Source organism: Janthinobacterium sp. FT14W, from assembly GCF_009208755.1.
GTDB classification, from domain to species: Bacteria; Pseudomonadota; Gammaproteobacteria; order Burkholderiales; family Burkholderiaceae_D; genus Janthinobacterium; species Janthinobacterium violaceinigrum.
On record NZ_WFLL01000019.1, the window covers coordinates 100,621 to 114,879 of the forward strand.

The 14,259-nt window shown below is 69.8% G+C and carries 3 protein-coding genes; all 3 read right to left on the reverse strand.

Going from position 1 to position 14,259, the window contains the following annotated elements:
* Nucleotides 1-39: 39 nt before the first annotated feature.
* The gene (locus GCN74_RS14730; RefSeq protein WP_152257372.1) at nt 40-771 is read right to left on the reverse strand and encodes a sigma-70 family RNA polymerase sigma factor; all 732 of its coding nucleotides are present in this window, start codon (nt 769-771) and stop codon (nt 40-42) included.
* A complete protein-coding gene (locus GCN74_RS14735; RefSeq protein ID WP_152257373.1) occupies nt 768-13,424 on the reverse strand; it encodes a filamentous haemagglutinin family protein in 12,657 nt (4,218 codons plus the stop codon). The genes GCN74_RS14730 and GCN74_RS14735 overlap by 4 nt, the downstream gene beginning before the upstream one ends.
* 144 nt (nt 13,425-13,568) lie before the next feature.
* Nucleotides 13,569-14,259: FecR family protein (locus GCN74_RS14740; RefSeq protein ID WP_193317089.1), on the reverse strand; the 691-nt coding region annotated here is incomplete at its 5' end.

The following is a 14,259-nucleotide window of genomic DNA, read 5'->3' on the forward strand; positions in this document are numbered from 1 at the left end:
GGCGGCTGCAGATGTACGCGAACGAACGCAGAACAGCCGTCAGCCGCCCATGTGCGCTGCTTTGCGCAAGCGCAAACTGCGCCGGGGCGTGCTGACGCCGCCCAGCGCCGCGTAGCCCGTGTGGCGGGCGCAGTGGTCGAGCGCCTGGCGCAAGGCCGTATCAACGTTGCGCAGCGACATGTCGTGCCGCTCGGCCACTTCCTGGCGGGTCAGCTCGTCCACGCGCAGCGCTTCGAGCACTTGCCGGTGGCGCCGCGGCAGCAATTCGACGGCCTGCGCCAGGCGGCGCACGTCCGCCTGCAGCTCGGCCAGGCGTTCCGGTCCCGCCGCCGTATCGGCAAGACGATCGACCAGGCTCGCCTCATCAGCGCCCTCGTCCGCAGACAGCCAGGCGCGGTTGCGGCGCAGGCTGTCCACGGCCGCGTTGCAGGCCACGCGGAACACATAGGCGGCGGGGCTGTGCGCCAGCGGCGCGCCCTCCCCCGCCGTCCACGCGCCCAGGCGCAGCCAGGCGTCGTGCAGGCTGTCGCTGGCCAGCTCGGCGCAGCCCAGGTGGCGCGTCAGGCGCCGGTGCAGCGCCGCGTAGTTGCCTTCCAGCACCGCCTGCAGCCGGGCGCCCTGAGCTGGCAACGATGGCGGCGGGGCCACATCGTTGGCCGCCCGCAGGCGGGGCCGGATGGCTGGCCGGTACCCGGCCAAGCCCGCATGGGCGGCAGCGCCCGGCATGCGCAAGGGCAAGGCATCGGCCAGCGTCGCCATGCCGGCCATCATGGCGACAACCTGCTGCGCTCTTGCGCCGTCAGCTGGCGCGTGGCCGATTCCGGCAACGTCCCCAGTCCCAGCACGCGCACGGCGCTGCGCGGGTTGTAGTCGGCCGCTTCGATGCGCGCGCCCTCCTGCGGCGCCGCTTGCGCGCTGTCGGGCGGCGCCTCGCTGCCAAAGCCCAGCACGCGCACCGTGAACACGGACGGCTGCGCGGAACGGGTGGCGGCGCGCTCGCGCTGCACCACGTCCTGCGCCGCCGCCGTGGCCTGGGAAGCGGCCGCGCTGGCGTTCGTCATGGCCGCCACGTTGACGGACGCCGCCGCCGGCATGCCCTTGGCCTCGCCCTTGACCTGGATATTCGCCGCATTCATCACCTTCAGCGCGGCCAGGTTGACGTTGCCCGAGATGCGGATGCCCGCCTCGCCCGCGTCGATGGTGCCCAGCGGCGCCAGCAAGTCCACGTCGCCGGCCGGCACTTCCGCGATCGGCGCCAGGGTGGCGATGCCGGCGCCCGTGCTCGGCGCGTCCGGCGACAAGGTCACGTTGCCCCAGTTGTCATACACGCGCTTGGGCGGGGTGTAGACGATGGTCGACTTCGAACCGCGCCCCGCGTTGATGTCGCCTTGCGACGACCAGCCGAGGATATCGCCGCCAAACGTCGTCATGATGCGGCTCTGGCCCAGCAGGATGCTGCCGTGCGAGAACAGGTCGATATTGCCGCCGCCCTTGGTGATGACACCCGAGGTCGCCGGCGGCGCCTCGCCTTCGATGCCGAACACCTGCCTGCCGCCCGGCGTCAGCAGCTGGATGTCGCCGCCGAAGTTGGTGTGCACGTAGCCGCTGCGGGGGTAGTAATCCCAGCGCTGCTCACCGTCATTGCGCACCGCGTACAGGCCGCGGTACATGACGATGTCGCCAGCATAGGAAATTGCCTTGCCGCTGGCGTCCGTGGCCGGCGCCAGGCCCGCGATGGCGTTGCGGCTGCGCAGGAAACTGCCATAGCGCGAGCTGTCCCGGTCGTTGTATTCGCGCCCACCCGCCTTCAGTTCGGCGAAATACACAGTGCGGGCAAACACGCGCTGCTGCGGCTCGGGCAAGGCCAGGTAAAAGGCCAGCGCTTCAGCCGCCGTGCCCTTGAAACCGTAGCGTTCGCCCAGCCACGCCGCCAGTTCGCTGTCGTACGCTTTCACCACCTTGCCGGCCTGCTCGGCCAGCGGCACGCCCTTCTGCGCCACGTTCGCCGGGTCCAGATACGGCTTGACGAAGCGCAGGTAATCGAGGCCGGCCGCGCCCACGCCCGCCTGCATGGCAATGCCGGCACCCGGACGCTTGTCGCCCGCCACCACGGGACCGAGGCTGACGACGCTGCCCTTGTCCTGCATCAATATGTTGCGCCCGGCGCTGATGTCCAGCGTGCCGGGGCCGGCCACGTTGAAGGAGCTGTTCAGGATGTCGCGCCCGGCCGACACCACCGACACGTCATACACATTGTTGTGCACGACCAGGTTGCTGATATTGCGGAAGCTCATGTCGCTGCCGCTGGTATTGCCGTTAATGGCTTCCAGCTGCGCCGTGCCGCTGCCGACGATATCGCGGCCCGCCTTCATCCACACGGGCTGGCCACCCTCGTACCAGGTAATGCCGGCATGCCTGGCATCGAAAAACTCGAGGATGCGGCCGCTGTTCACGCCCACCAGGTCACCCGTGACGGCATAGATGCGGGCCGTCTGCGTGCCGCTGTTGGCGGGACCGGCCGAGGAGTTGGGACCGAAGGCGAACAGCGGGAAGTTCCATTTCGTCGCCGCCGTCCCCGTGCTCGAGATATTCGCCGCCAGGGGATCGGTCACATTAGGCTGGACATCCCAACCCGTGAAACCCGGCTTGAACGGCGTCGCCATGCTGTCGGCAGAGGCGCCGGACTGGCTGACGGCAAATCCGCCTGCATAGATGGAGTCGCTGGCCAGCCATTGCAGCTGGGCGTTGGGCGACGGCGCCAGCAGCAGTGGGTGGTCATATTCGCGGATGGTATTCGGATTGCCGATCGCCTTGCCATAATACAAACTGCCATTCGCGGCCGCGGCCCGCACGATGGACGGATAGACGACGGCAAGGTCGGTGGCCGTGTCGATCGCCGCAGTCAGCGGGATCATGTTGCCACCGGCGGAAAACAGATCGAGCGCCGTGCGCGGCGTCCACAGGCTGAACCAGCCGTAGCCATACCCCTGCTCGCCCGCCGCGCCGGTGAACGGCGTGGCATTGAACGGGGTCACGCGGCCAGGGTCGGCCACATCCTGCAGCACCTGGTCGCCCAGGGTTGCCACGCTGAACGTGGCGTCGCCCGGTACCAGGGTCATGGCGCCCCGGGGCGTGGCGCGCGTGGCGCGGAAGGCGTCGTAGGCGCGCGATTCCAGCGGCACGTGATCGCCCCCCCAGGTGCCGTACTGCAGCGCCACGTTGCCCAGTTGCGTGGCCGACGCTTCTGCATGGCCACGCAAATCGACCAGCGCGCCATTCAGGTGGCGGCCACCGGAGCCGCCGCCTGGATTGAGGGCGCCGCCCACGCGCAGTTCCAGGTCGCCGCCGCCCGTCTGCAGCAGGCTGCCGTCGGCCTGCATGCGGCCCGTGCCGCCCACGGCCAGCAGCAAGCCCTGCGAACGGGGATTGATACTGCCGTTATACGTGCTGCCGGTCAGCGGCGCCAGCACGCCGGCGGCGCCCGCCACCTCGGCGCGCACATTGCCGCCGCCCAGGGTGCCGAAACCCGTAAAGCCCAGCACCGTGTCGGCCAGGGTGGGGCGGCCCACGTAGCTGCCGAAATTGATCCACCACGCCACCGGCTGGGGCTGGCCACCCGTGGCCACGCCGCCGCTGCCCTGGCGCCACAGCCAGTTACCCACGGCCACGGAATCGGCCATGCCATCCTTGCTGACCGGACGCTGGCTGATTTCGCTGGACTTATCGACCAGCGAACCGCTCAAGTCGCCCGCCACCTTCAGCAGCAGGTTGCCGCCCTGCTCCGGATACCAGGCGCGGTAGATGCTGTCGGCGCCGCCGTCGACCAGGTGTTCATGCGCGCCGTCGGGGTTGCCCAGCACCTTGCCGTCGACATTGCGCGCGCGCGGCAGGTTGTACGGGTCGCCGACCGCCGTCGGCGTGGTCGACATGCCGGCCGTGTACACGCCATACAGGCTGTCCATGTGCAGGCTGCCGCCGCTGACGAGGTCCAGGTCGCCCGTGCCCGTGCGCAGCACGCTGTAGCGCAGGCTGCTCGCCTTGTAGTCGAACGTGGGGTTCGACGTGCCGCACCAGGTGGGGTTTTCCTCGCAAATGGTGGGCCAGCCCAGCGCCACGGGGTCGAGCACATCGCCCACCTTGACCTTGGGGTCGGCAAACTCTTCCACGCCTTCCCTGGTCCAGACATAGGCCACCTTCAGCAGGCACATGGTAGGGTCGTTGGCGCAAAACACCTCGACAGTCTGGCCGAACTGGCTGGTGAATTCCTCGGTGATGGGTTCGCCCGCCACGATGCCGGGAATGCCTTCCCGCTCGCCCAGCTCCTGCGCTTCCTTGGTCCAGTACTGCACGCCCTTCGGCGGGACCAGGATGCCGTACATGCCGTAGTGGCTGTCGGCCAGGCGCAGGGTGCCGCGCGCGGGATGCGCCTGCACGCCGCGCGTGTCGGCCCCGTCCAGGTCGGCGCCGGCCACCAGGCGCATGCCCCACGCTTGCGAGCCTTCGGCCAGCATGGGCGCGATGGCCCACAGCTTGCCCTGGCTGCCCGCCACTTCCGGACGCAGGCCGATTGAATCCACATCGGGCAACAGCTTGACGTCGGTGCCGGACGGGATCAGCGAACCCACGGCCAGCACCAGCTTGCCATTGAGCGCGAACACCGAGCGCTCGCCCGCCACCCCCGGCAGGGGTACGCCCTTGGGCCAGGTCATGGCGCTCACCGCCACCGTTTGCTTCAGCACGCTGCCCGCATCGAGGCGCATGCCGGCAGTAAAGGTCTGTTGCGTGGCAAGCAAGGTGCCCGCCGCGTGGACGATATTCCCGGCGCCGTCGCGCACGGCGGCCGCCAGCACCGTGCCGGCCGGCACGGTGATCGCCTGGTCCAGGGTCACGGCCACGGGCAGGCGCGTGTCGGCGAGCAGATTGAAGCCCTTGACGGGCAAGTCGTAATTGAGCGCGATGCCTCCCGGGAACAACGTGCCGTCGGCCAGGGTCACGCCCTTGCCCGGCACGATGACGTCGCTGCCGTTGATGTCGCGCCCCGGCAACAATTTCCAGCCGCTGTCATCCTGCGTGGCGGGCGGCGGCGCGAAGCCGTCATTGATGCTGCCGTAGATGCTCAGGTCGCCCCCGGCGCGCAACAGCAGGCTGCCCACCTCGCCCGAGCCGCGCGCATTGCTTACTTGAAAGCGCGGGTTCAGGCTGGCGTAGCGCATGCCCGACAGATCCAGGTCGCCCCGCACCACCAGGTCGCCATCCGCCGTCTTGCTGACGATATCGACGCCGGGACGCACATGCAGCGCATCGGCATACGCGGCCGTGGCCAGGCCCGCCAGCTTGCCGTTGCGCAAGTTCGTATTGGCCAGCGCCGCATCGATGAAGGCCGTGCTGTCCGCATGCTTGCTGTCGAGGTAAGCCTGGTTGATCACCTGGTAAGGGCGGCCGCCGGCCGACAGCTCGGGCGCCAGCACGCCATTGGCATCGGGCGCCATGGCGTAGGCTGCGTCGTCGTAGCGCTGCATGGCGTTGACGGCGATGGATTTCGCGCCGCGGATGGTCAAGCCGCCGCCGGCGGCGATGGCGATGTCGCCAAAGGTGGCCGCGTCAAGGTCCGTGCGCGCGCCGCCGCTGCCCAGGCGCGGCGCGCTCAGCTCCAGCGTGCCGCGCGCCGCGCCGTCGTGTTCGCCCTTGCCCTTGCCGGCCACGGCCGCCGTGCCGTGGCGCACGTCGATCTGCGTGCCGCCGGCCAGGTTCAATACACCCTCGCCCGCATTCAGCTCCACCGTGGCGCGGTTCGGGCTGTCGATGATCTTGCCATAGCTGTCGACGCGCAAGACCGTGCCGTGCGCGTCGAGCACGGCGTTGCCGGCCAGAGTGACGCCATGCTGGCCGGCCAGGCGGATGCTGCCCACGCGCTCGCCGCTGGCGTCGATGGTGCCGGCCACGGCCAGGCGGCCGTTGTCGACGGCCACCTGCACCTCGCCCGCCTTCAGCTCATTGCCTATCGTCAAGTCGCCCTGTTTCAGCTGGAAGCTGCGCGCGCCCGTCACGCCGCCTTCATTCAGGCGCTGGTTCAGCGACGCGAACTGGCTGTCCAGCGCGCTGCCGGCGCCCAGGGTCTGCGCGCGCACGTCCACGCTGCCCTTCTTGTACGGCACCATGGTGCCGCCCGCGTCATAGCTGCCGCTGGCGCCGCCCAGTATCTTGCCCTGCAAGTCCACCGTGCCGGCCGCGCCGCCGAGCGCCACGGCCTTCAGGCTGCCGGCGCGGTTATTCTCGGCCGACACGTCGATCACGGCGCCCGCCCCCTGGCGGATATCGCCGGCCCCGCTGTCGAGGCTCACGTCGCCGCCCCAGCTGTATTTGTCCACGTCGAAGAAGGCGGTCTTGCGGCCCGCCATGTCGATGCGCGCGCCGTCCGCCACGGTGATGTCATGCAGGGCGTTGACGGTGAACTTGCCGCTTGGCAACACCACGGCCGTCGCCACGCTCACGCTGTCGCCGTTCAGGCTCAGCTGGGCGCCCAGCGCGTCGCTATTCCTGGCGGGAGCCGCTGGCGCCGCGCCGGCCGGCGCCGCCACCTTCAGCGCGCCGCCCGCCGTGTAGTTGTGCGCGGAACCGGCGTCGCCCGTCAGCAGCGGCGTGCTGATGTTCAGGTTGCCGCCGCTGTACTGGTAGCCCTTGCCCGTTTCATACGCGCCCTGCGACTGGTAGACGGACAGGCTGCCCTTGTGGTTGGCCGTGACCTGGCCCGACGCTTTCAGGTTGACCGTGCCAAAGCCCAGCGCCAGGCGGTCGAACGAGGCGATGCCGGCCGGCTGCGTGAACGGGCCGAAGCCGAAATCGATGCGTTCCGCTTCCAGGTTCAGGGTGCCGCTGCCCGTGCCGGCGCCATGCGCAATCACATTGCCGGCCGGCGAAAGTGCGCCGCCCCAGACCAGGTTGGCCGTGCGGATGGTGGCCAGCGTGCCCGCATCGCCCTGGCCATACATGGCGGGCGTGGTGAGCACCAGGCGCTCCAGCGTGGATTTCCCCGTGCTCTTGTCGTAGGTGTCGAGCAGCACGTCGCCATAGAAATTGACGCCGTCGGCCGCGCTCAGCACCAGCGCCTGCAGGGCCGGCGCGCCCGCGCTGGTGTCGCCGCGCAGCAGGCGGTCCAGCACGTCCTGGTTCATGGCCAGGCCGCTGGAACGCGTGCCATTGGCCTGGGCCGCCGCCAGTGCTTCGCTGCTGCCCATGTTGATGGCGCCCACGGCCAGGCCCAGGTTGCGCGTGCCGTAGCGGGCGGAGTCGTCCAGCGCGAAGCTGCCATTGGTCGACAGCAGCAGGGTGCCTTCCGAGTACAGGCTGGCCGTGCCGGCGCAGGCGTCGTCGCACATGCCGATGCGGATGCCGCCGCGCGCCGCGCCGCCGACGGGCGCCACATTGAGCAAGCCGTTCGACGCGGCCAGCATGTGCACATCCTCGCGGCCCTTCTTGTAGATGAAGCCGTCGTTGGCGTCATACGCGGCCTTGCCCTTGCCCAGGGTGCTGATGCCGGCGCCGGCCGCGATATCGATCAAGCCGTTGCCCAGCAGATAATTGCTGGGGTCCTGGGCGACCAGGAATACTTCGGGCGCCGACAGCACGGCCCCCGCGCGCAGGTAAATGGCGCGCGCCGAACTGGCGCCGAAGCTCACGTAATTGCCGGCCTGGCCATATTCCACCGACGGGGCATTGCCCACCAGGATACGCGCCGCGCCGATACTGTTCAGGCTGGAGGCCCGCACGCTGACCAGTCCGGCGTCGCGGGTGGCCGGCGCGCCGTCGGCAAGGATTTCAATGTCGCCCCTTGCGCTATTGCTCGACATCAGGATCACGGTGCCGCCATAGCCCCCCTCGGCCGCGGCGAACTTGCCCGTGCCCTTGAACTGGAAGGTGTCCAGGCCGCCGTCCTGGATCATGTTCAGCTTGAGCGTTTTCGCATCGGACGGCAGTAGCGCGCGGGGAATGCCCCGCGTTTGCGCGTCGGCCAGCGCAAAGGCGGCGTACGGCGTTTCGTTGTACTGCGAATACGTACGCAAGACCTTGGCCGGCGTGAGTATCAGCTGGCTGGCCAGCGGCGCGCGGATATCCGTGCCCGCGATCGACAGGGTGCCGGGCGCGGCCCAGGAACCGTTGCGCAACGGCTGCGCCACGCTCCCGCCGTTGCCCTGGCCCGCCAGGCCGTTCACCTCCACGCGGAAGGCGCCCGGCAGCAAGGCGTAGGTCGACGGCATCAGGGTGTAGGTGCCGGCCGCCAGGCCAGGCACGCCGCTGCCTATCGTCACCTGCCGGCCCACGGCCGGATCGGAGGCCGCCTTTTCGCCGCCCGCGGGCGCCTGCGGCGCCTGCACGCCCGGCACGATGGCGTACACGGGATTGGTGGCCAGGCCCGGCAGGACAAAGCCGCCGTTCGCCCCCACCTGCAGCAGCGGATGGTAGCGCGCGTCGGTGGAGCCGCCGCGGCCCGCGATGAAGCCGGCGCCCGTCAATTCGCCGCCGCCGGACAGGTCGAGCAGCGCGCCCGGCTGCACGTCCACGGCCCGCCCCGCCATTTCCACGCCGTTGTGCAGGCCACCCTGCGAATTGATGCCGCCCACGCCCATCAAGGTGACCGGCTTGCCGCTGACGTTCCAGGTCTGGCCATCGACGGTACCGCCATACGGCATGAGCATGCCGGCGCCGCTGACGGAAGTGATGCTGTTGGCCAGCAGCCTGATGCTCAGGCTCTTGTCATTCTCATCGCCGGCCGCGCCGATCGCCAGGCGCCCCAGCGGCGCGCGCACCACGCCGCCCTGCTCGATATGCGCGGAGCGCAGTTCCAGCGAGCCGAAGGCGGAAGACGGCATGGCCGGCACGGCATCGGTCGCGCGACCGATGGTCAGGCTGCGCGCCGGATCGTAGCCGAGCTTGCCATCGATGGCGCCATAGCCGGCACGCACGGCGGCGCCAGCGCCCGTTTCCGGATACAGCTGGGCCGCGCTGAGGGTCATGTCGCCCGGCGAGGACAACACCGTCGTCGCCTGATTGCCATCCCAGCCCAGCGGCGACAGCAGGAAGCGCAGGTCGCCGCGGCTGGCCAGGCGCACGTCGTTGGCCACGACGTCGACCATGCCGCGCACGTCGATCAGGTCGCCCGCTATGCTGATCTGCCGGGCGACCGGCGACTTCCCTGCGCTGCCGGGCGTCGTATAGAAATCGCGGCCGGCCGGCTTGATGCTGGCCAGGCGCACATACGGCGCCGCCACGCTGACCTTGGCGTCGGGAGAACTGCCGGGCGACAGCACGGGCGCGCCGTACAGCTGGAAGCTTTGCCGCATCGTCAGCGACACGTCGCCATCGAAGCTGGCGGCGCCCAGCAGGGCCAGGTTGGCGAAACCGCCCGCCTCCACCTGCTCCACGGAAAAACGGCCATGGCCATACTGCAGCGCCTGCGGCCCGTCCTGGGCCGCTTCCCGCGCCGTCACGCCGCCGGCCAGGTCGCTGGCGGCCTGGCGCTGCGTCAGCCGCAGCTGGCGGGCCTGCAGCACCTTGGGCGTGGCCAGCACTTTCAGGTATTCGGGCGTGCCCGTGGCCACGGACAGGGTGCCGCCCGCCGCGCCCGCGCCGCCCGCCCTGGCCCGCAGCTGGCCGTCCAGGTACAGGCCATTGTTCGACGCCAGCGCGATGCTGCCGCCCGCGCTGGCCACGTCGATGGCGTCGCCACTGACGTCGAGCACGGCGTGCGCGCCGGACGCATCGAGCACGGCGCCGTCGCGCACGACGACGAACAGGCTGGCCGCCGAGGTGCTGCCCTGCGCATGGTCGATCTCGCCGCCGACGACGATGCTGCCGCCATCGATCACCTTGCCGTAGCGCCGGCCCTGCGCATCCGTGGCGCTGACGGCGCGCGATGCCACGTCCAGCACGGCGTTGTCGCCGATCCAGATGGAGCGGCCATGGCCGGCCGCTTCCACCGCCTCGGACACGGGCTTGTCGACGTTCACGCCACCCAGGCTGATCTGGCCGCCCCAGGCGTTCAGGCGGCCTTCCACCGTCAGCTGGCCCACGCTGGACAGCTTGATGGACTGGCCCGCATCCACGCTGACCACGGCATTCTTGCCCACCAGCAATTCGGCGATGGCCATGTCGGCCGCGCCGGACTGCATATCGCCCACCTGCAGGGCCAGGCTGGCGCCCTTGCGCTGCGTCAAGGTGCCCTTCAAGGCGTTTTCCGTGACCTGCTCCGGCGTCCACAGGGCCAGTTTTTCATTGTCCACCACGCGCAATACCGGCATGCGCACGTCCACCCGCGCGCCGTCCGCTACCGTCACGCCCTGCTTGCCGACCAGGCTGTAGCTGGAAAAACCCTGGTCGAAGAAGTCGCCGTCCAGCTGCAGGCTGCCGGCCTCGGATTTTTCAACGTTGCCGATCATGATCTTGTTGGCCTGCAATTCCAGCTTGCCGCCGCCCGCCACGCCATGGCCGCGCACCTGCGCGCCCTCGCCCAGCAGCAGGTCGGCCTTCGGTCCGTAACTGGCCAGGGTCACGTTGCCGCCCTTGCCGCCCTGCTGTTTCGCCTGCGCCAGGATGGCCGCGCCCGAGCTCGCGTCGACCAGGCTGCCATTGCCGATGCGCACGTCGCCAAACGCGCGCAGGGATACGCTGCCGCCGTTCACGTAAGGCAGGCCGGCGGCGGCCAGCGGGTCGCGCAGCACGTTGCTGAGCAGGCCGCTGGTATCGAGGCTCACGCCGTCGGCCAGCACCAGCTTGCCCGGGGGGATGCCCGGATTGACGAAGGTGTCGAGCATGCCCAGCGGGCCGATCTGGTTCAGCACATTGCCGGCCGCGATGCTGCCGCCATGGCTGCGCAGGCTGGCGTTGATGGCCACGTCCTTGCCGAACAGGGTGATATTGCCGCCATCGGCCACCTGCAGCGCGCTGTCGACGGTGATCGCGCCCTTGGCGGCGAGGCGGATGGCGCCCAGCCGCTGCTCATTCAGCAAGGCCGTGTCGAGCAGCAGCCTGCCCTCGCGTCCGGGCGCCAGCGCGCCGCTTACGTCGAGGCCCGCGGCGATGCCGTCCTGCACGCGCGTCAGCCGCACCTCGTCCATGACGGCCGACAGCGCATGCTGCAGCACGCCCGTGCGCTTGTCGAACATGGGCTGATACTGGCCCACGACCAGCTGCCCCCGCTGCGCGGCCGCCAGCTGCGACTGCTGGTAGCCGTCCAGCAGCGCCTGCGGCGCCTGTACCTGGCGCTCGCCCTGGAAGACGTCGCCCGCGATGCCCCCTTCCAGCACGGCCGATCCCGTGGCCACCACCAGCTTGCCCGCGTCGCGGCCCGCCGTATACCCGTTTTCCAGGCGCTGCTGCGCGGCGATCAATGGATTGGCGTAGAAGGCGCTGGCATCCTTGCCCCAGCGCGCGTGCGCTTCCTCGTAACCCTTGTACACGCCCGCATACGCCAGGTCGGCGGGCGCGCTGCCTGCCTCGTACAGCTTGCCGTCCGCGCCTTTCAGCCAGGTCTGGCGCAGCGCGCCCGTCTGCACGTCCAGGGTGCCGCCCGACAGGTTGATGCTGGAGCCAAGCTGCGTGACGACGTCCTTGCCGCCGAAGCTGACCGTGCCGCCCTGCGCCATCCATTCGCTGACGGAGTGCCCCTGCGTGCCCAGGTAGCCGGCCACTTCCAGCAAGCCGCCCGCCGTGTACCAGCGGTCGCTGTCGTAGCCGTTCGTGCCTTTCGGTACGAACACGAGCTTGCGGCGGTCCACCCAGATATTGTTGTTGATCAAGGCCTTGCCGTCGCGGTTGACGGGCGCATCGCGCTGCTCGTTGCCCTGCACGTTGATTTCGACATTGTTCGCTTGCATCGCCACCTTCACGCCCACGGCGCCGGAGACGTCGAGCTGCGCGCCGTCGCGCAGCAGGCTGCGGCTGGCCGCGTTGACGGCGATCTGGCCGCCCGTGGCCAGGGTCAAGGAATCGCCCATGAATTCCACCGTGCCGGCGCTGCCGATCTCGATGCGCGACTGGTCGCGGCGGTCGTTGACGGCGAGAATATTTTCCGTGGACGTCACGGCCGGGCCGCGCATGGCGTCGCGCTGGCTGTCGAGCGCCGTCGTCTTGCCGTCGTCTTCGACGAGGATGGCCGTGGTGGCGCCCCGTCCCACGGTGACGGCCGCGTCGCTGCCCAGCGCGTTCAGGTGGATGGTGCCGCGCGTGGCCGTGGTGGTGGACGCCAGCAGCACGCCCTCCTGCTGCAGCGTGCGCCCGGCCAGGGTGACGTCGCCTTCGCGCGCCTGGATCAGGCCCGTGTTGACCACCTTGCCCGCCGTGCTGCCGGCCGCGAACTGGGGCGTGACTTCGCTGCCGCGCGTGGTCGACAGGGGGTTGCCGTCCGTGCCCACGCCTTTCTTGATGGCGAAACTGTCGCCCGCGGCCAGCAGGGCCTGGCCTTTCGGCGTGCTGATCTCGCCCCCGTTGTGGACTTCCTGGCCCAGCAGCATCACATAGCCGCCCCCTTCCGTGCTGCCCTTGGGCGCGGTGCTGGCCAGGCGCGCGCCCGCCTGCACCTGCACCTTGCCGGCCGCATCCGTCAACGTCGTGGCGCCCGCCGTGCCGGCGCTGTAGATGCCGTTTTTCTGGAATTGCGCATCGCTGATGCGGGCCGCGGCCGCCACCAGGCTGCGCGTATCGACCTGGCTCGTGCCCGTAAACACGATGCCGTTGCGGTTGACCAGCAGCAGCGTGCCGTCGGCCTTGATCTGGCCCTGGATCTGGCTGGGACGGGCTTGCGGATCGTTGACCCGGTTCAGCACGGCCCAATCCTTTTGCTGCTGGAACGTCAAGGTCGTGTCCTTGCCGACGTTAAACGTTTCCCAGTTCAGGATGGCCTTGTCCGCCGTCTGCTGCACCAGCACGGCCGTCTTGCCGTTCGCCACCGTCTGCACGGGCGCCTGGGCGTTGAGCCAGCCGGCCGTCAGGCTGTTGGTGTCGACCTGCAAGCCGCCCTGCGCCAGGCCGTTTGGCGCGCTGGCGCCGCCCGCGGCAGCCTGGCGCGCCTGCGCCTGGGCCGCTTGCTGGGCGGCGATGGCGCGCGCGGCCAGGTTCAGGTTGTTGAGCGAGCGCTGCAACTGCTGATTCGCCGGCTGGCCCTCGGGCCGGCTGCCCAGCGGCAGCGGCTGGCCATTCGGCAGCCGGCCCGAGGTGGCCGCCGTATTCTGCGCCGCGCCCTTGGCCGCGAACCAGCCGCCGCTGAACGCCTGCTGCGCGCGCGCGGGCGTGGTGAAGGCGCCCGCCATCAGCATGGTGGTCAGCGCGTAAGCGAGCGGCGTGAGCCGCAAGCGGCTGCCCAGCGTGGAGGACCGCTGCGCGCCCGTGTCGACGTTTGGGACTGGGCGCTGGGCAGTGTGAAGCTTGGTCATGGCAATGTTTTCCTGGCTAGAGAGAAGGGAACGGAGCCTGGCGGTAGCGCAAGCGTCCATGCCTCCATGACGTAGCTGGACGGCGGAAGGGATAATGTTTTTTGAAAAATATTTTTATCTGCCCTGCCGCAGGGCAAACGGCTATCAGCTGAGCAGCACGATGCCGCCTGGCAGGCTGGTCATTTGCGCGCCGTACAGGTCGCGTATCATCGCCAGCGCGCCATCGGTTTGCCCGATGGAAAAACGCATGCGCACGAGGCGGCGGCCCAGCTCGGCATTGCGCAGCAGCACGCGGCCGGGCCGGTAGCGGTTGATTTCATCGACCACCTCGGACAGCGGCTTGCCGACGAACGACAGCGCGCCCGTGCGCCACGCGCTGGCCTCGCCCGCAGGCGCGGCCGTGACGGCTTGCGCGCCTCCGTCGTCGTACACCAGCTGCTGCCCCGCATCGAGGGTCTGGCGCCGCTGCTGCCAGACCACGTCCACGGCGCCCGCCAGGCAGGTGACGCAGACGGCATCGCCCGTGTGGCGTATATTGAAGCGGGCCGACTGCGCCAGCAGGCGCCCTGCCCCCGCCGCCACCGTCACGGGCTGGCGCGCGCCGCTGGCGAGGATTTCCGCTTCGCCGCCCAGCAGTTCGATCGATTCCGGCGCCAGCACATTGATGCGCGTCTGCGTATTCATCTGCACCGTCATCTGCTGCGACAGGGCCACTTGCCGCTGCTCGCCCGTGCCCGTGCGGTAGTCGGCGCGCAATTCCTGCAGCGACGGCCAGGCGCCCAGCGGCGGACGCAAGGCCAGCACGGCCACGCCGGCCGCCAGCGCGCCGCCCAGG

Bases quoted from the DNA above. Each gene is read 5' to 3' on its own strand.
- GCN74_RS14730 (WP_152257372.1), bottom strand. From the start codon at position 771: ATGATGGCCGGCATGGCGACGCTGGCCGATGCCTTGCCCTTGCGCATG.
- GCN74_RS14735 (WP_152257373.1), bottom strand. From the start codon at position 13,424: ATGACCAAGCTTCACACTGCCCAGCGCCCAGTCCCAAACGTCGACACG.